This window comes from Candidatus Bathyarchaeota archaeon (assembly GCA_026014685.1).
Lineage (GTDB): Archaea > Thermoproteota > Bathyarchaeia > Bathyarchaeales > Bathycorpusculaceae > Bathycorpusculum.
Window position 1 is genome coordinate 247,347 of sequence record JAOZHW010000007.1, and the last position, 17,597, is coordinate 264,943.

General features: G+C 49.4%; 16 protein-coding genes. 9 read left to right on the forward strand and 7 right to left on the reverse strand.

Going from position 1 to position 17,597, the window contains the following annotated elements:
- The first annotated feature begins 13 nt into the window (after nt 1-13).
- Nucleotides 14-1,441, forward strand: a complete 1,428-nt coding sequence (locus NWE96_05580) for a radical SAM protein (GenBank protein ID MCW3983448.1) — start codon at nt 14-16, stop codon at nt 1,439-1,441.
- Entirely contained in the window at nt 1,431-2,384 is a 954-nt protein-coding gene (locus tag NWE96_05585) for a DUF362 domain-containing protein (GenBank protein ID MCW3983449.1), read from the forward strand. Before NWE96_05580 ends, NWE96_05585 begins: the two co-directional genes overlap by 11 nt.
- Here NWE96_05585 and NWE96_05590 read toward each other — a convergent pair.
- From NWE96_05590 to NWE96_05600, 3 genes are read right to left on the reverse strand one after another with little or no spacing between them, the layout of a single operon-like run.
- Nucleotides 2,381-3,574, reverse strand: a complete 1,194-nt coding sequence (locus NWE96_05590) for a glycosyltransferase family 4 protein (GenBank protein ID MCW3983450.1) — start codon at nt 3,572-3,574, stop codon at nt 2,381-2,383. The genes NWE96_05585 and NWE96_05590 overlap by 4 nt on opposite strands.
- Nucleotides 3,571-4,563 carry a glycosyltransferase gene (locus NWE96_05595; GenBank protein MCW3983451.1) on the reverse strand — a complete coding sequence of 331 codons (993 nt, stop codon included), beginning with the start codon at nt 4,561-4,563 and terminating at the stop codon, nt 3,571-3,573. Before NWE96_05595 ends, NWE96_05590 begins: the two co-directional genes overlap by 4 nt.
- 5 nt (nt 4,564-4,568) lie before the next feature.
- Entirely contained in the window at nt 4,569-5,267 is a 699-nt protein-coding gene (locus tag NWE96_05600) for a glycosyltransferase family 2 protein (protein ID MCW3983452.1), read from the reverse strand.
- On the opposite strand from NWE96_05600, the gene NWE96_05605 reads away from it, so the two are divergent.
- From NWE96_05605 to NWE96_05630, 6 genes are all read left to right on the forward strand, one after another.
- Nucleotides 5,268-5,906: a hypothetical protein gene (locus tag NWE96_05605; GenBank protein ID MCW3983453.1), complete on the forward strand. Its 639-nt coding sequence runs from the start codon at nt 5,268-5,270 to the stop codon at nt 5,904-5,906.
- Nucleotides 5,890-7,002, forward strand: coding sequence for a histidinol-phosphate aminotransferase family protein (locus tag NWE96_05610; protein ID MCW3983454.1), 1,113 nt, complete (start codon nt 5,890-5,892; stop codon nt 7,000-7,002). The genes NWE96_05605 and NWE96_05610 overlap by 17 nt, the downstream gene beginning before the upstream one ends.
- Nucleotides 7,003-7,124: 122 nt before the next feature.
- Nucleotides 7,125-8,567, forward strand: coding sequence for a proline--tRNA ligase (gene proS / locus NWE96_05615; GenBank protein MCW3983455.1), 1,443 nt, complete (start codon nt 7,125-7,127; stop codon nt 8,565-8,567).
- Nucleotides 8,568-8,783: 216 nt separating this feature from the next.
- The gene (locus NWE96_05620) at nt 8,784-10,097 is read left to right on the forward strand and encodes a hypothetical protein (protein ID MCW3983456.1); all 1,314 of its coding nucleotides are present in this window, start codon (nt 8,784-8,786) and stop codon (nt 10,095-10,097) included.
- Entirely contained in the window at nt 10,094-10,561 is a 468-nt protein-coding gene (locus tag NWE96_05625) for a hypothetical protein (GenBank protein MCW3983457.1), read from the forward strand. Before NWE96_05620 ends, NWE96_05625 begins: the two co-directional genes overlap by 4 nt.
- Before the next feature lie 105 nt (nt 10,562-10,666).
- Nucleotides 10,667-11,902 (forward strand): aminotransferase class I/II-fold pyridoxal phosphate-dependent enzyme, encoded by a 1,236-nt coding sequence (locus NWE96_05630; GenBank protein ID MCW3983458.1) that lies wholly within the window; start codon nt 10,667-10,669, stop codon nt 11,900-11,902.
- 503 nt (nt 11,903-12,405) lie between these two features.
- On the opposite strand, the gene ilvE is transcribed toward NWE96_05630, so the two are convergent.
- The 3 genes from ilvE to NWE96_05645 all read right to left on the reverse strand — a co-directional run bounded on the left by ilvE (nt 12,406) and on the right by NWE96_05645 (nt 15,516).
- Complete coding sequence (ilvE, locus tag NWE96_05635; GenBank protein MCW3983459.1) at nt 12,406-13,290, reverse strand: branched-chain-amino-acid transaminase; 885 nt, start codon at nt 13,288-13,290, stop codon at nt 12,406-12,408.
- 93 nt (nt 13,291-13,383) lie between these two features.
- Nucleotides 13,384-15,282 (reverse strand): threonine--tRNA ligase, encoded by a 1,899-nt coding sequence (locus NWE96_05640; GenBank protein ID MCW3983460.1) that lies wholly within the window; start codon nt 15,280-15,282, stop codon nt 13,384-13,386.
- A 12-nt stretch (nt 15,283-15,294) separates the two neighbouring features.
- Nucleotides 15,295-15,516, reverse strand: a complete 222-nt coding sequence (locus NWE96_05645) for a hypothetical protein (protein MCW3983461.1) — start codon at nt 15,514-15,516, stop codon at nt 15,295-15,297.
- Nucleotides 15,517-15,669: 153 nt separating this feature from the next.
- On the opposite strand from NWE96_05645, the gene NWE96_05650 reads away from it, so the two are divergent.
- Nucleotides 15,670-16,578, forward strand: coding sequence for a glycosyltransferase (locus NWE96_05650; protein ID MCW3983462.1), 909 nt, complete (start codon nt 15,670-15,672; stop codon nt 16,576-16,578).
- Between the two features lie 6 nt (nt 16,579-16,584).
- Here the strand turns inward: NWE96_05650 and NWE96_05655 are convergent, their stop codons facing one another.
- Nucleotides 16,585-17,511, reverse strand: a complete 927-nt coding sequence (locus NWE96_05655; GenBank protein ID MCW3983463.1) for a PfkB family carbohydrate kinase — start codon at nt 17,509-17,511, stop codon at nt 16,585-16,587.
- Nucleotides 17,512-17,597 lie beyond the last annotated feature (86 nt).

Consider the following 17,597-nt stretch of genomic DNA (forward strand, 5'->3'; position numbering starts at 1 on the left):
GAGAAGCCCGCATATGAGCATCCTATCTCATGACACATTCTGGAACGGCATCGTCTCCATGCCCATGACCAAGCGGATGCTCCAGCTCTCGCTTAAAAAGTGCCCAGCCTGCGGCAGAACGGTTCTTGAAGCGGCGCTGGATGATTACGGCGGCAAAACCGACAAAAAATGCCGCAAATGCAGTGGGCTCTACTCGCAGATTATCGCGTTCTGGATAGAATTCCTACGCAGGGCATTGGGATTCAAACGGGCTAAAGTCGAGAAGCTCCTAACGGACAGATACGCGCGCAACGCTGTCCTCAACTTGGTTGAATCTTTTGAGCACTTCGGCATAAAGAAGCCAATTTCGCTTGTAGCTCCTTTTTTGGTGGTTTGGGATTTCACCCACAAATGCAATTTGCGTTGCAAGCACTGCTACAGCAACAGCGGCGAACCCGAGCCTGACGAGTTAACAACCGAGCAGGCACTCAACGTTGTTGACCAGTTGGCTGATGCGCATGTTACGGCGTTGGCGTTTAGCGGCGGCGAACCCCTCACACGCAAAGACTTCTTCCAAGTTGCAAAACACGCCTCAGACCGAGGTCTCTACATTTCTTTAGCGTCAAACGGCACCCTACTAAATAGGGAGAACGCTGCTAAACTGAAACAGGCGGGAGTTAACTACGTTGATATTAGCATCGATGGGGCAACTGCGAAAACCCATGACGACTTCCGCGGGGTAAACGGCGCCTACGACCGTGCTGTTGCGGGTCTCAAGAACTGCATCGAAGCCGACATCTGCACGTGCATCGCCACCACCGTTGGCAAAAACAACATGGCGGAGCTCCCTGCTATAATCGATTTAGCTGAAGAATTGGGAGTGGAACGGTTTACTTACTTCAATTTTATCCCTGCTGGACGCGGCAAAGACCACGCCGACCAAGACCTAACAGCACAAGAACGCGAAGACGTAATGCGCTACCTTCTGAATCGTATGTCGGCAGGCTGCAAAACCACCATACTCGCAACGGCGCCGCAGTTGGCTCGGGTTGCAGCTCAATGTCAAGGTGACGCAGGTACAGGGGAAGTCACGATGGCTTTGGCGCATATGCAAACCGTCAAAGTCACAAAGAAAGCGGTGCCCTTGGGTGAGTTCATAGGCGGCTGTGGAGCAGGAAGACTCTACTGCGCCATTTCTCCGCAGGGTGACGTGCGCCCCTGTGTGTTCCTTCCAGTTAACGTGGGTAACCTTAAAGAACGCACATTCAAAGACATCTGGCTAAACGCGCCGCTCTTTAACGCCTTCCGCAACCGAGCTAACCTCAAAGGCAGCTGCAGCAAATGCACCTACAAGTACATCTGCGGCGGATGCCGAGCACGCAGCGCAGCTTACCATAACGGAGACACCTTAAACGGTGACCCAGGCTGTCTTAACGGAGTGAAAATCCAAAATGGCAGCTAACACGGTGAAAATCAGCCGTGCAGGCAACGACGTAAGCGGCATCATTAAAGAAGCCGTCTCAAAAGCTAACCTCAAAGGCAAAAAACGGATTTACATCAAACCCAACCTCAGCCACCCCGAATACCTGCCCGGCGTCGTCACCAGCCCCGAAGTCATGCGTCAAGTCGTCAGCCTCTTACGCGACGCCAACAGCGAAGTTATAGTCGGTGAATCCAACGGTTTCAACTATCCCTGCTGGACCGCCTTTGACAAAACGGGGGTGCAGGCAGCGGTTGAGGCGGCAGGCGGAAAAGTCATCAACCTCTCTGAGGACAAAGTAGTTGAAGTAAAATTCCAGACCAACACACCTCTCAAAAGGCTCTACCTTCCCAAAACCATCATAGACGCAGACGCCGTCGTCGATTTGCCGCTAATGAAGACGCATGAGTTTATGGCGTACAGTGGAGCCGTCAAGAACCTCTTTGGATGCGTGCCAAGCAACCGCCGCATCTATCTGCATCCGTATCTGCCTGAAGTGTTCTATCGGCTCTATTCTCTTTTCAAGCCGTCGCTTACAATCATGGACGCCCGCATCGGAATCGAGGGCAACGGCCCAACCAAAGGCAAACCCGTCAAAATGGGCTTATTCCTAACGGGCAACGACGCCTTGGCAGTGGACATCGTCGCCGCAGAAGTTATGATGTTGGATTGGAAGAAAACCTACCTCAAATATGTCGCCGACAAATCGGGCTTCAACGGAGACGCCATCCAAGTTGAAGGGTTGCAGGTAAGGGAGGTTGCGCACCGCTTTGAGCCGCCCCGAATTGACCTGCCTGTGAAGGCGCAGATGATGATTTATCAGCATGAGTATTTGACCAAGTTTTTCTTCTGCTCACTCGACATTGTGCACTTGTTCCAGAGGGTTACACAAGCTTACCGAAAAGAACCCGTACAAATTGCCTAACTAAGCGCTTCTTGGTAGACTTTCATGGCGTCTTTGACCACAATGCGCCAATCCAGCTGCTCAACCACCGTCTGCCGCGCTTTTACCCCCATCTCAGAGGCCTCCGCTGGGTGCTCAAGCAAGTGGAGGATTCTGTCCGCGAATGCTTTTTCATCGAAGGGCTTAACAAGGAAGCCGTTTTTGCCGCTTTGGATTGTTTCGGGGATGCCGCCCACCGTTGTCGTCACTACAGGTAAACCTGTTGCCAACGCCTCCAACACTGCAAAGGGGTGATGCTCATAGAAGGTGCTGAAAGCGAAGACGTCGGCGGCTTGGTAGAGCAGGGGTAGTTTTTTGTCGGGGTAGTAGCCTGTGAAGACGATGTTGTTTATGACGCCGAGGCGGGTGGCGTGGGCGATGAGTTTTTGCATTTCGTCGCTTTGACCCTTACCGCTGATTATAAATTTAGCGTTGGGAAACCGCTTCACGACGGCAGGCATGCTTTCGATGAGAGTGAATAGCCCTTTGCGTGCGTAGAGGCGCCCCACTGAGACGATGGCGATGTCGTCGGGGTTAAATCCGAGTGCTGCTTTGATTTTGCGTTTGTCAGTGGCAGGTTGGAATTTTTGGATGTCTACACCGTTGTGGATGACTCTGATTTTGTGTGCGGGAATCTTGTAGTAGTTGGTGAGTTCCCACTTAGTGAAGTGACTAACCGCGATGATTTTACGCGCCCGATGCAGCATACCTTCCTCAAAGAACCGCAGGAACCCGTTGAAGCTGACGAGAAACTTTTCGTTGGCGTTTAGGCGCATGTAGGGTTCGCCACGGATGGCGTCTGCTTCGCCCCTCCATGTGGAGTGCACGGTGCAGACCAATGTTTTGCCAAAGTTGGGCGGCACAGCACAGTTGGGCGTCAACGGCAACTGGGGATGCATAACGTCTACGTTTGCGGTGTGGCGGACGCTTTGGAGTTTGCGGTTGCTGGCGGCTGCGAGCATAAACGATTTAACGATGGGGGTTTTGGGGATTTTCAGAAAAGAAACGTCGAGCTGCGGGTTGACATGGACGTCTTTGGTTTGGTTTTGGCCTGTGACGACGTAGATTTGGTAGCCGTTTTTTAGGAGTTCGCTGCTGAGGTAGTAGACGTAGCTGCCTGTGCCGCCTGTGAGTGGCCAATATTCGGGGGATATGAAGCAGACCTTAGTCACTGTTTTCCCCTCCCAGTGATGAAGGTGAGTGTGGTTGACACAGCGCCATCAAACCACGCCCCAGACCGCACAAAATAAAGCACAACAAGCCGCATAGCCGACCAATCGCCATATTTGGCGGAGATTTTAGCCGCGCAATACGTAAAGTAAATCAGCATACCCAAAAGAACGGCCAGCGAACCAAACCACAGAAACCGCAACATCGGCACCAAACCCAAAAAGAACAACACCGCAACCCCCAAAAGCAACACAGGCTGCACATTCATGCCCACATCGGTGATTTCGTCGCCCTTGGCCAATCGTCCATGCTTGAAGTAGAGTTTAAGCGTGTTCTTGCCGTACTGCAACTGCTGCCGATAATACGCCTTCAACGTGGGGCGATTGTAGTGGTAGCAGACTGCAGAGGGTTCGTAGGCGATTTTGTAGCCCTTAGATGCCATTCGAAACCCAAAATCCGTATCATACTGGCTTGGTAGCTTCTCATCCCAGCCGCCCACCTCTTCGACTACAGATTTTTTGAGCAGCAGATTCATGGTGGCTATGCGCCCCGTGTATTTGCCGAGGCGGCGGTAGCGGTTTTTGAGTTCGTACCCGATGCTGCGCGCCCATGGGTTATCTTGGTTCCATGTTTCGATGCTGCCGCTGACCCCTGCCACCTGCGGCTCATCAAGGTGTGGAACGAGCTTTTTTAGCCAATCCGATTCGACTTTGGCGTCGGAGTCTATGAAGCCTAAGATGGGGTGGCTGGCGATTTTTTGGGCGTAGTTGTAGGCGGCGGGTGCGTTGAGGCGGATGGAGATGACTTTGACGGGGAATTGTTGGGCGATTTTGACGGTTTCGTCTTTGCTGACGCCGTCCATAACGATGACTTCCACGTAGCCCGCGGGGTAATCCAGTGCCAAAACGGATTTGAGGCACTCAGCGATGGTGTCTTGGTTGTTGTAGGACGCCACGATAACTGAAACTTTGGGGTAACTGCTTTGCACCACTCTAATTACCCCTTTAGATACGCCAAGATGATTGAGAACGTGATTTTTGAGCCATCCACCATAGGATCCACACCTGAACGACCATAGGTGCGCTGCTCAAACGTAATCGGAACCTCAGAGACACGGAAACCTGCCTTCGCGGTTTTGACAAGCATTTCAGATTCTATTTCGTACTCTCCCGACTTTAGCTTTTGCTTTGCGAGAACTTCGCGTTTCATTGCGCGGTAACCTGATTGGCTGTCGGTTATGGCGACACCTGTGAAGAGTTGAATGAGGTAGTTGAAAAGGCGAACGCCGAACTTGTTGAGTTTACGGGCTTCAACCCGTTTGTGGTTCATGTAGCGGGATCCGATAACCATGTCTGCTTTGTTTGACAGCACGGGGGATAGGACTTCGTGGAGTTCTTCGGGCCAATGTGACCCATCGGAGTCTATGGTGACGATTATGTCGCCTTTGACTTTGGCGAAGCCAGCCCTCAAAGCGTAACCTTTGCCAAGATGCTTTTTTAGCGTGTAAACCCTGACGTCATGTTTCTTTGCTACTGAAAGCGACCCATCATAGGAGCGATCATCCACCACAACGATCTCATAGGGCAACCCGATTTTCTGCGCCGCCACCTTGGTGCGGTCAATGATGTTGCCTATCGTCAATTCCTCGTTGTACACGGGGATAATGATGGATAGCAGCATCGGAGGTCGGCTCATTTGAAAGTTAACCTCCAATGGAAACCTTATAAAGTTTGGCACCCCCAACCATGTAAGCAATCCAACGGGAAAGTTGAACCAGAAATGCAAGCCACACTCACAGCCAAAGCCGCTTCGGATCGGAAGGTTTGGTTTTCCATGTGGTTTTTGGGTGCAGTGGTCACTTTTGGGGCTGCTTTTTTTCCGATGTTTTATCGGTTGGTGGATGGCAGAAACAGGCACTTCCAAAATGAAGCCCAATTCGAGGAGCGCATTGCCGCTTACGTCAAAAGCAGGGGCAAAGAGCCGCCATCAGGACTTGAACCCATAAAAGAGCGAAACGCAAAGCTATGGGCGGCAAGCATCATCCTCATTGTCCCCGCCTTCATCATAGTTTACCTCTTATCCAAAGACCTCGCCGAGCACGAACAGAAACAGGACGCATACCTCGCCGCTGCCTTGCCCCAACGCGTCTTCATGCCCCAAACCATACCGTTAACATCATATGTATTGATTACAATTGTTACGCTTGGAGTGGGGATCGTGTACTGGCTATATCGCGTCACTAACCTGTATAACGCCCACTACAAGGCTCACTTGGCGGTTGAGAAAGAGCTGAGCCGACTGATGGAGGAACAAAACAGTGTCCAGCACATGTAAAAAGCGCCGATTCGTCAGCCACGGCGGCGACATCTGGGGTTTCAGCAGAAAACACAACATTCCCCTAGAAGAAGTGCTTGAATTCAGCGGACCCATCAACTTTATGGGGCCACCTCCCAAAGCTGTAGAAGCCGTCAAACAAAACGCCCGATTAATCAAGTTCTACCCTGACCCCAACCCAGTCGAATTCAGAGAAACCATAGCCAACTATGTCGGGCACGGTGTGGAACCCGAAAACATCCTACTGGGCAACGGCTCCATCGAACTCATCTATATGATAACCGAAATCCTCCCGCCGAAATTCCGCGCAGTTATCCCGGTGCCGTCCTTTTCAGAATACGAAAAAGCAGCCCTTCGACTCGGCGGCGAAGTCACCTTCGTCCAGCTACCCACGGACTTCTCGCTGGAGAACGACAAAATCAAAGCCGCCGTAACCGACGACACCAAAATCATGTGCCTCTGCAACCCCCACAGCCCCTCAGGCAAACTCTACAGCAAAGAACGCGTCATGGATCTGGTGGATTTCTGCCACAAAAAAGACGTCATCTTTAGCATAGACGAAAACTACATCGAATTCGCCGACGAAGGCGACAAAAACACCGTTGCAGGTATGGTAAAGGAATACGAGAACCTGTTTGTTATCCGCTCAGTCACCAAATTCTACGGGATGGCGGGCTTGCGGTTCGGCTACGCGGTTGCAGCGAACAGTTTGATTGAAAAGTTGGAGACGATGCGGCAGCCTTGGAGCATAAACGGGTTAGCATGCCAAGTAACTGCGGCAGCGTTTAGTGACACCGAATTCATTAAAAGCACCAAAGAAACCATCAACAAAAACCGCGCAGAACTCGCCAAAGAACTCGGGGCAATCGAAGGTTTACAGGTGTATCCGTCCACAACCAACTTTTTGCTCATAAAAATCCTCAACCGAAAATTCACCTCAACCGTCCTCAAGGAGTTGCTGGCAAAAGAGCGCATCTTAGTGCGCGACTGCTGCACATTTATGGGCATGGACGACAGCTACATCCGCGTCACAGTTCGCTCAGCAAAAGACAACCAGATACTGGTAGAGAAACTAAAGCAGATACTCAACCATTGACGCTGTTGCTCTGCCGCCTCCTCTCCTCCCCTATATAGGGAACAAGGCGTTTTTAACGTGGTTTGTTGCCGTTACGGTTTTATATGCAGACGCAGGCATAACAGTGCAAGAAGCGAATCTCTATGTCTGATACTGGAGTAACCGTAAAGAAAAACGTTGATTTCAGCGAATGGTACGTCGAAGTCGTCTTAAAAGCTGAATTAGCCGACTACGCCCCCGTTAAAGGCTGTATGATAATCCGCCCAGACGCGTATGCGGTTTGGGAAAAAATCCAGCAAGTCGTCAACCAAAAAATCAAGGAGACAGGCCACCGCAACACTTACTTCCCCATGTTCATCCCTGAAGCGTTCCTCAAAAAGGAAGCCGAGCACTTTGAAGGGTTTACTCCAGAAGTTGCCTGGATTACACAGGGCGGCGACACTCCGCTTGAGGAGAAGTTGGCGGTGCGTCCAACCAGCGAAACCATCATGTACGCTATGTTTAGCAAGTGGATTCGCAGCTGGCGGGATTTGCCCTTAAAGATTAACCAGTGGTGCAACATTGTTCGCTGGGAAACCAAAGCCACCAAACTTTTCCTGCGCACCCGCGAATTTCTTTGGCAGGAAGGCCACACAGCCCACGCCACCGCGGAAGAAGCAGAAGCAGAAGTCATGTGGGCGCTCAACATGTACAAAGACGTAGTTGAGAGCTACCTCGCCATCCCCGTATTAATCGGAACCAAGAGCGAAAGCGAAAAATTTGCAGGAGCCCTCTACACCACCGCGCTTGAATCCATCATGCCCGACGGCAAAGCCTTGCAGATGGGCACCAGCCACAACTTGGGGCAGCACTTCGCCAAGGTCTTTGACGTGAAATACGTCGGCGAAGACAAGGCTGACCACTATGTTTGGCAGACCAGTTGGGGCATCACAACGCGGCTCATCGGTGCCATGATTATGGTGCATGGCGACGACAAAGGTTTAGTTATGCCGCCGAAAGTTGCGCCGACGCAGGTTGTCATCGTTCCAATTCCGTTCAAGGGTTTAGAGGCAGAGGCTATCGCCGCTAAAACCAAGCAAATCCAAAGCGACCTCCAAGCCCGGGGCATAAGCGTCATCCTCGACGACCGAGGCGAGTACACACCCGGCTGGAAATTCAACCAGTGGGAACTCAAAGGCATACCCCTCCGCATCGAGATAGGCCCGCGAGACATCAAAAACGGGCAATGTGTGATGGTGCGACGAGATACAGGTCAAAAAGCATTCGTTAAAGACGCTGACATACTTGCTACCGCTGAGAAACTACTCCAAGACATCCAAGACAACCTACTCACCAAAGCCAGAGCCATCCTAGCCGAAAAAACCACTCTTGTCAAGGACTACGATGAGTTCAAACAGGTATGCGAAAGCAAAGGCGGCTTCCTAAAAGCGGCATGGTGCGGCAGTCCACAGTGCGAAGCCAAAATCAAAGACGAAACAGGTGCAACCATTCGTATCCGACCCTTCCAAAAGGAAGCGCCGACATCGGGATGCGTCTACTGCGGCAAAGAAGCAGTTGAAACGGTCTATTTTGCTAGGTCGTACTAAAACAGCCCTTTTTTGCGAGTTTTTATGCTCGTCGTTTTCTTTATTTTAGCTCGTTAAAAATCAAAAATTCGGTTTATTGCCAAAAACGAAACTGTATATCTTTCGATTTCTCTATGATTTTTTAGCGTTCAATCTGGGTGTTCGGTTAGACGAACGGAAGTGTTCGGCGAATAGAGCTAAGTGCGGTTAAGGTGTTGAGACTTGGTAGGTGAAAACATGAAAAAAAGCAAAACGCTAGGTTTAGTCGCATTTTTAGCTTTGAGCATGGGTCTCGCTTACGCCGCGCCAATGATCATTGCCCAAATGAACATACAACTATTTCCCAACGTTCCTGAAGGGCCCAAAGCGAAATTCATCGTAGAAGTAGTCTACGCTAACTTCAACACAGTTGACTATCAACGCACAAATGAATTCCATAACAAAGATGGAAGCTTAAACCATGTAGAAACTTATCCAGCCACTAACGTCACCTATAACGTTGTTCTCAGAGTAACTAACCCCTCAGACCAACCCGCCACGCTCTACGAAGTTACCTTTGCAGCAGGTCAAGATATCTCAATCAAAGATTCGATTCTTGGGGGAATAATCTACGATTTCGGCTTTACCCCTGAAAACACCTTCCTGGCAAGCAGACACTTCGGCGGGATAGTCGACGGTGTATACTTAGACGGCAAATGGGTAAACGTAACATGGATTCCAGAAGTACAATACTACAGCAACGGCACAACATACACATTGCCATATCCTGAAAACCTGATCTCTCTAACACAAGCATCTTGGCACGAAGGCATCATCTCAGGACCTCTATCTCCCGACGACATAGAGGCTTTCAGTGCAAACCACAACCTTAACGGCACCATCCCAGAACTACCAGCAAACGCAAGCAACACAGGCACATGGTTTGAAGGCATACCCATCACTGAATACTACGATCAATATGGCAACCCCTTGGTAACAGAGATGTACATTAATGGAGCATGGGTTGACGTGACAGGCAGAGTAACAGTTGACAACGCACAGCCAATGGTTACTGTGTCAAATATGCTGGTCAATGAAGTTTTAACGTTCGGGGCGCAGCCATACGTTAACATGAACGCCACAGTTGGACCCATAACAACTTTGCCGACATGGGGCAACTGGGGCACTGGACGAACATTCTTCTGGTTCCCATGGGACTATGGAAGTCAACCCTTCAACAGTACATTTGCACCCCATGAATCAAGACTGATAGCTTTCAACCATACACAGCCCTTCATCATGATGACAGAAGACTCACCACCCAGCAACGGCATCGTAGCACTCAAAACTGGAAACCTCCAATTGTACGCCTCCGCTTCAAGCTATATAACTAACTGGCCAGTCAACGGAACCTACTACAACACCGTCTCAACCACCACCCAGGTAACCCAACTTCAATTCGAGCAGACACCAAACGGCTACATCTACAACGCCATCTTAGCTGACAACCAAACATTCCAGCGAGGTAACTCACCCTACGAAGTAATCGTTGTGCCGAGGACAGAGCCATGACCAATATAGCTGCCGAAGAGCTCGAAGGCACAACTCTAAACGTGTATTCATACGTAGTCAAAGAGGGCAAGTCGGTTGGACCCCGCGAAGTGATGCGGGCCACTAACCTAACCAGCCCAAGCGTTGCTCACTGGCATCTACAGAAACTCGAAGCATTAGGTTTGCTGACAAAAACTGAATACGGCGAATACATAGTTAAAGAAAAAGTCAACGTAAGCGGCCACCTCTGGGTTGGCCGAAAACTGGTGCCTCGGCTCATCTTCTATTCTTTCTTTTTTATGGGTATTCTGATAATCGAGTTAGGTCTACTTGCTTACCCCCTCATAATTCAAGGCCAAGCGCCAAGCATCTACCTTTACTATTTAATTTCTCCGACCGCCATCGCAACGGTTCTTTTTTTGGCTGAAGGCATATGGCTTTCTAAAAAAATCCGTGCTGAAAACAGAAAAAAACCCAACAAATAGCCCTCTTTTTATCGGCATTTTTGTATCCAAACTATTTTTAGGTGATTGTTGAAGATAACTTTATTTTTGGGGTCGGCAAGTGTTTCTGGATACAGGTAACGGCAATTGGCAGGCATCAAAGTAACCAAACGCGCAAGCAACATCGAATACGCCATACGGGACGTTATAGTTCATACTAAGGAACTGATTAAGAACGGCAAAAAAATCTATTACTTAAACATCGGTGACCCCGCGGCGTTTGACTTTAAAACTCCACCCAGCCTCAAAGAAGCGCTTTGCACCGCCATTGCCAAAGAAGACAACTACTACTCGCCCTCAGAAGGCCTGCTTGAGTTGCGGCAGGCAGTGGCAAATAAAGAGAAAAAAGTCAACAACGTCGACATAACCGCAGACGACGTACTGGTCACAGAGGGCATCTCTGAAGGCATCGAGATGCTTCTGGGCGCCATCGTAGAGAAAGGAGACGAAATCCTTTTCCCCGGACCCACATATCCCCCATACATCAGTTACACTCGATTCTTCGACGGCACCCCAGTCGCGTACGAAACCATCGAAAAAGAAGGTTGGCAACCCAACATAGATGACCTCCGCAGCAAAATCACGGAGAAAACACGCGCCATCGTCATAATCAACCCTAACAACCCAACAGGAGCAGTCTACGACCGAAAAACCATCAAACAAATCCTCGACATCGCAGGGGAACACGACCTGCCAGTAATCAGCGACGAAATCTACGACCAACTCACCTACGAAAAAGAGTTCGTCAGCGCAGCAGAAGTAACCAAGGACGTTCCAGTAGTTGGACTGAACGGTTTCAGCAAAGTTTACCAAATGACAGGCTGGCGTTTGGGATACATGTACTTCAAGGGCGAAGGCAAACAACTTGAGGCACTCAAAGACGGCGTAGAGAAACAGTGCAGAATCCGCATTTGCGCTAACACACCCGTCCAGATTGCAGCAACCGCCGCACTTAACGGTCCACAGGACTTCGTCAACGACATCGTGGACAGACTTCGTCAACGTCGAGATTACAGCTACAAACGCCTAAACGAAATCGAAGGCGTCAGCACCACCAAACCTGAAGGCGCATTCTACATTTTCCCCAAAATCGAGGGTATCGGTAAACGCTGGAAGGACGACATGGACTTCGTGGTGCAACTGCTTAAAGCGACAGGTGTGCTCATTGTGCACGGTTCAGGTTTTGACCCTGTCTACGGAAAAGACCACGCCCGAATTGTGTTTCTGCCGCCGATTAGCGAGTTAGAAAAGGCTTATGACGCTCTGGAAGGTTTCATGAAAAATGGGCAGCATAGAGGCCGCGGCCACGTAGGTCACGGATAATTGCCCTCGTGTTGCTGTAATAAAAAATAGCCTTACTACTTGTAGACATCATCGTGATGTTCTTATCTTATTGTGACCACTTTTCTTTCTTCACTTATATCATAGACGACGACAAATGAGTCTACGTGAACTCTGCATGTGTTGCATAGGTGCCTTCAGAGGTTTGAATTGATGAGGATTTTCAAGGATTTCATTTACCTTTTTAGATAGAGTCTCAAACTGAACTTTGTCCTTTTTTTGAAGCTTTTTAAATATTCTATCAACTTTTTCAACGACCTCTAAGCAATAATGACCAGACATGGAATTAGTTGCGTTGCTCTTGCTAGTTAAATTTGAAATGATTGTCTACTTGGAATATCTCTTGTTGAAGTCTTTTACTTTTACGGTTTTTTCGCTTTGGGAAGCTTTGAGGCTTTCTATGAACTCTGGTCTTAATTCGGGTTCTAGGATACCTGCCTCGAATTGTTGTACAAAGACTAACTCAAAACAAAATAAAGGAAAAGTTAGATTTTTACGCCGTTTTTCGGGTCCTCGATTACTTTGTGGAATTCAGCCATCAACTTCTTGGTGACTGGACCAGGTTTACCGTCGCCGATGATGCGTTTGTTGACTTCTCTGATGGGCACCATCTCCATGGCTGTGCCTGTGAAGAAGGCCTCGTCTGCAGTGAAAATCATGAAAGGCGTGAGGTTTGTTACAGTGAGTTTTAGGTTGAGTTTTTTGCAGAGTTGGGTGACGACTTCGGCGGTTATGCCTGCCAATGCGCCTGTAGCTGAAGGGGGTGTGAAGAGTTCGCCGTCTTTGACGATGAACACGTTTTCGCCGACGCCCTCCGCTATGTAGCCGTTAGCTTCGAGGCAGATGGCTTCGTCTGCTCCGCATGCGTTAGCTTCGATTTTTCCAAGAACACTGTTTAGGTAGTTGAGGGATTTGATTTCATGGGTTGTTGCATCCACGGGGTTGCGTCTAACCCAGGTGAAAACGGCGGTGATGCCGACTTCTTTGGCGTTGCCTGCTTTGATGTTTATGGTGTCCGCGATGATTATTACTGTGGCTTTGGGGCATTTGCGGGGGTCTAACCCGAGGTCGCCGACTCCGCGTGAGACGACAAGGCGGATGTAGCTGTCTTTCATCTTGTTTTTGCGTATTGTTTCAACTACAGCTTGTACCATCTCTTCTTTGGTTAGGGGGATTTGTAGCATAATGGCGTGTGCACTGCGGTAGAGGCGGTCAACATGCTCCTTGAGCTTGAAGACCACTCCGTTGTACGCGCGGATTCCTTCGAACACGCCGTCGCCGTAGAGGAACCCGTGGTCATAGACGCTGATTTTTGCTTCTGACTTCGGATAGAATTTGCCGTCTATGTAGATTTGAAGTTCATTGGTCATTTGTTTATACCTTCTTGGAGTACATTTTCATATTGTCCAATTGCTGATAAGGTTTACCCCAGTGATACATACGAATCGTTTACTGCGTATTTATTAACCGTGGAACGAGGGGCGCTTAGACAGATACAGCGGCAACGGCAGAGGCTTAAACGGTTTACCAGCGATCTTCTCCGATACCTTCTTGATGAGTTGATCTGCAGTCATGGTTTCTTGTTTGCCCTTCTCTTCGCGAACACGAACAGACAGGGTTCCTGACTCGATTTCTTTTTCCCCCACCACGATGATGTAGGGCACCCACTCCTGCTCAGCTTCACGGATCTTCTTCTGAAGCGTCGAGGCGGAATCGTCTATGTCAACGCGGATGTTGTGCGAGGAGATTTGCTGTGCGAGGGCTTCGACTTTGTCGAGGAACTTGTCAGATATCGGAATCAGGCGGACCTGAGTTGGTGACAGCCACAGCGGCAACATGGGCGCTTTCCCCGTCATCTGCTCACGGTAAGCCTTCTCCAGCAACGCATAAATGTCACGTTCGATGGCGCCGCTTGGGCTACAGTGTAAAATCAGTGGGAACTGTTTTTCGCCTTTCTCGTCCACGTAGGTTATGCCGTAACGTTTCGCGTTCTCCACATCAATCTGGTCGGTGCTCAGCGCGGCGGCTTTGTCTTGGTTGTCTACAAAGTTTAAGTCCCATTTCAGGGCGAAATAGAAGAAGCGCTCGTTCCAGACTTCAGCAAGGATGGGCTTGCCAAATTTGGCTGCCAACGAAGCGATGAAGTCTTTATGCTCTGCGTAGAAGTCCTTTGTAAAGCGCATCGCAATCTCGTAGTCATCTTTGACCAAGCCGATGTTTTCTAGGACGTCGATGCAGAGGTCGAAGCGGATCATGAACTCCTTCTTAGCCTGCTCAAGGTCAGTGCAGAAGGCGTGACAATCAGGCATCGTGAACGCACGGAGCCGTTTTAGCCCGACGACTTCGCCGCTTTTCTCTCTGCGGAAACTGTAACGGGTTAGTTCGTAGAGTTTGATTGGCATCTGTTTGTAGCTGAACTGGGCGTCATGTGCCATGAGGAACTGCCCAAAGCACGCGGCGAAACGGAGAAAGAGTTCTTTGTCTTCGGATTTGAGGACGTATTGGCGTGCAGGGAAACGGTTCAGGTAACTTGAAAGGCTTGGGTGGTTGAAGTCATACATCAGCGGCGTCTCAACCTCCATACCGCCATACTGCGCCACTCGGAGACTAACGTACTGCTCAAGTAGCGACTTCATCAAACGACCTTTGGGGTACCATCGCACGTTGCCAGGATCGCTGCCTGGTTCGTAGTCAGCGATTTCAAGCCGCTTCATCAACGGAACATGCGGAGGCATCTGTGTGACGGCGCGGGTCTTCTTGATTTCGTATTGGCTAAATTTCTGCAGGTTACTTTTGCCTTTGAACTTGTACTCTTCAATCGGCACCAATGAACCGTCCGTTTGCAGAATATGCCAATAAGACTTCAGGGTGTCTTCTGCTTTAAGCGCCGCAGAGACAGGTTCCTCTTCCTTTTTGCCTTCACAGGGCGCCTTCGCTTCCGCCACTTCCTGTGTAGAAGTGTAGCTGCGAGCCATCTCAGCCAGCGGGTGCCCTTTGATGGATATAGTGAATTGCTTGTTCCAGCCAAACGGGGCGCGGAAGGTTTCTATGCCTTTGCTTTTGGCGTAGACTTCCATGTCTTTGATTATGGCGAGTGCTTGGCTGGGTTGGCTGAGATTACTGCTGAGGTGCGCGAAGGGGTAGATGAGGACGCGGTTAACTTTGAGTTTACCCAAGAACGCACGGGCGTCATCTATGGCTTTCTGTGCCAACGCTGAACTGTCGCCTTCCTCAACCGCAACGAAGAGCACAACGACTTCTTCGATGCGGGTTTCTTCTTTGGAGGCTTCTTCGGCTATGTTGATTTCTTTCTCTATGGGTTTGAAAACTATAAAGTTGGAATGTAACTGTAAAATGCGCATAGAATTACGCCTCTATCCGTAGCGCCACTTCTCGAGGGTCTTGTCTTTCTTGGTTTTCTTTTTGAATTCTTTGTAGTGTTCTTTACATAGGTATGCGCGTTTCTCTGCAGTGTTGATGTTTAATCCTGCAGCTTTAACTTTTTCAGCAGTCATGGAACGGGCTGCTTCGTTTTTGCATCCTGATACGTTACACGTTACGCCTTTGTCGATGCGACCCAAACAAGTCACGCTCATATTACTATTTTACTCTCTACATATACGGCTATTGCTTAAGTTCCTTTTCATTCGGTATTCAAATTCTGAATATATGGTATTAAAAGCGTAAAACTTAAACCGCCTTTCAAGCATAAGTCTCTAAATCTCGGCAGGTTACATGAGGGAGAAGCCTTGAACGACCAGATGGTTCTCCGCGACAAAGTCGTTTGCTCAATCAAAAGCGTTGTATCAGCCGCGCCGAAACTTGGACTAATAAAAAAACCCCGCTACCACAAAGACGGCGTAAGCTTCCTTGTTGCCGTTAAAGACGAAGAACGCTGGATTAAACCCTGCATACTCTCCATCCAAGACGTCGCAGACGAGATAATCGTGGTTGACAGCTCAGTTGAAGATCACACCACAGAAATCGTGGAGTCACTTGCCGCGAAGAACCCAAAGATTAAGCATATGCGATTCTATGGCGGTGGACCCTTCGCTTTTGCATTAGCGCTACACATTGGGTTGGTTAATGTTAGTTATAAGTGGGTGTTTAAGTGGGACAGCGATTTGGTCGCCCGAAACACTGAGTGCCTAAAAGAGTGGATGGGCAGATTAAAACAGCTAGACCAAGACCGATACTACGTCATTGACGTACCCCGAATAAACCTTGAACCAGACCTGCAGCATCAATCTAAATCCTTACCATTCGGCGCCTTCGAAGGCAGATTATTCACATGGAGCCCCGAGTTACGTTGGGGTCTAAAAGAAAACTACTATGAACAGGTTTCGGGCGATAGCATCTGGGGGCACCGGTTCCCACCGTGGTTTAACAACTTGAGATGGTCTGAACCTTACATTTTTCACTGCAACATCAAAAGTCCCAAGCGTACACTTACACGTGGCTTCTGGGGCGACTACATGATGCGCAAAGAAACCCAATTCAAAACCCTGGAAGAATACACCGCGTACAGGGTGCGGAAAGACTGGAATATGAGCATGGAAGAAGCCCAAAACAAAGTGCTGAGTGATCTTATGAAGGACGCGGAACCCTACGATAAAGCGCGCTTCGGAGAATTACCTACCGTACTGCAGACCGCTTGAGCAACCTTATTGTTTGAGTTCTTTTTCGAAAAGTCGCTGTGCCCGTTCATAAATTATTTCTTTCTTACCAAAATATGTGGGGCCGATCCCTTCCACTACACATGACGCGGCAGCAGAACCAACCGCAGCACACCAAAGCGACTCCTTCTGACCCAGATACTCTGTTAAGAAACCACCCATGAAAACGTCTCCTGCGCCTGTGGGGTCAACTAGCACCTGTGATGGACAAACACCGATGTTGTACTCCGCACCCTCCACGGAGAGCACGGAACCTTTGGCGCCCAAGGTTACGATGACTGTTTCTACGCCGATGTCATGAATGGTTTTTAGGGCTGGTTTGAGGTCTTTCTCGCCTGTTAATGCGTAGATTTCGTTCTGTGAAGCCTTTAAGATGTTAATTAAGCTAAAGATGTGGCTGTCTACGATGGCGTCTTCGGCGACGTTGCCTTGCTCATCGAAGCTGCGAATCAAACCCTGAGGATCAAGCGAAAGCACGTCAGCGCATTTTTTAAGTTGCTCAGACACTTCAAAACTGATTTCATTAGCAATGGGCGCCAAGTGGACTGCTTTGCCGCGGAAATCTTTAGGGATGTCGTTGAGGGTTATGGGGGTGCCTTTGTTTTTGAGTCTCAGTTTCCGCTCTGAAAAGTCTTGGTTATACTCTAACTCGAAGCCCGTTGTAGCCTCGTCAGGGTACCTTGTGACTGCGGATATGTTGATGCCTTCCTGTTCCAGCCACCACAAATACGCTTGCGGAAAACCTTTGCCAACCCTTGAAATCACACTAACTGAGGCGCCGAGCGTTTTGGCAGCAAAGGAGGTGTAGGTTGCTGAACCGCCTAAAACTACAAAAGGCGCTTTTCTTGTGGGCAGTTTGAGGGTGTCTACTGAAAAGTGTCCTACTACTGTTACGTCGGGACAGGTTGCCGCCATCTCTCTTCAGCTTCCATTATTGGATTAGTCCTATATAGCATTAGCCTAATCCATCGAGGTCATAACAGCCCAAAATACACTTTCTG

Bases quoted from the DNA above. Each gene is read 5' to 3' on its own strand.
- NWE96_05655 (MCW3983463.1), bottom strand. From the start codon at position 17,511: ATGGCGGCAACCTGTCCCGACGTAACAGTAGTAGGACACTTTTCAGTA.
- NWE96_05585 (MCW3983449.1), top strand. From the start codon at position 1,431: ATGGCAGCTAACACGGTGAAAATCAGCCGTGCAGGCAACGACGTAAGC.
- ilvE (MCW3983459.1), bottom strand. From the start codon at position 13,290: ATGACCAATGAACTTCAAATCTACATAGACGGCAAATTCTATCCGAAG.
- NWE96_05645 (MCW3983461.1), bottom strand. From the start codon at position 15,516: ATGAGCGTGACTTGTTTGGGTCGCATCGACAAAGGCGTAACGTGTAAC.
- NWE96_05580 (MCW3983448.1), top strand. From the start codon at position 14: ATGAGCATCCTATCTCATGACACATTCTGGAACGGCATCGTCTCCATG.
- NWE96_05625 (MCW3983457.1), top strand. From the start codon at position 10,094: ATGACCAATATAGCTGCCGAAGAGCTCGAAGGCACAACTCTAAACGTG.
- NWE96_05620 (MCW3983456.1), top strand. From the start codon at position 8,784: ATGAAAAAAAGCAAAACGCTAGGTTTAGTCGCATTTTTAGCTTTGAGC.
- NWE96_05640 (MCW3983460.1), bottom strand. From the start codon at position 15,282: ATGCGCATTTTACAGTTACATTCCAACTTTATAGTTTTCAAACCCATA.
- proS (MCW3983455.1), top strand. From the start codon at position 7,125: ATGTCTGATACTGGAGTAACCGTAAAGAAAAACGTTGATTTCAGCGAA.
- NWE96_05600 (MCW3983452.1), bottom strand. From the start codon at position 5,267: ATGAGCCGACCTCCGATGCTGCTATCCATCATTATCCCCGTGTACAAC.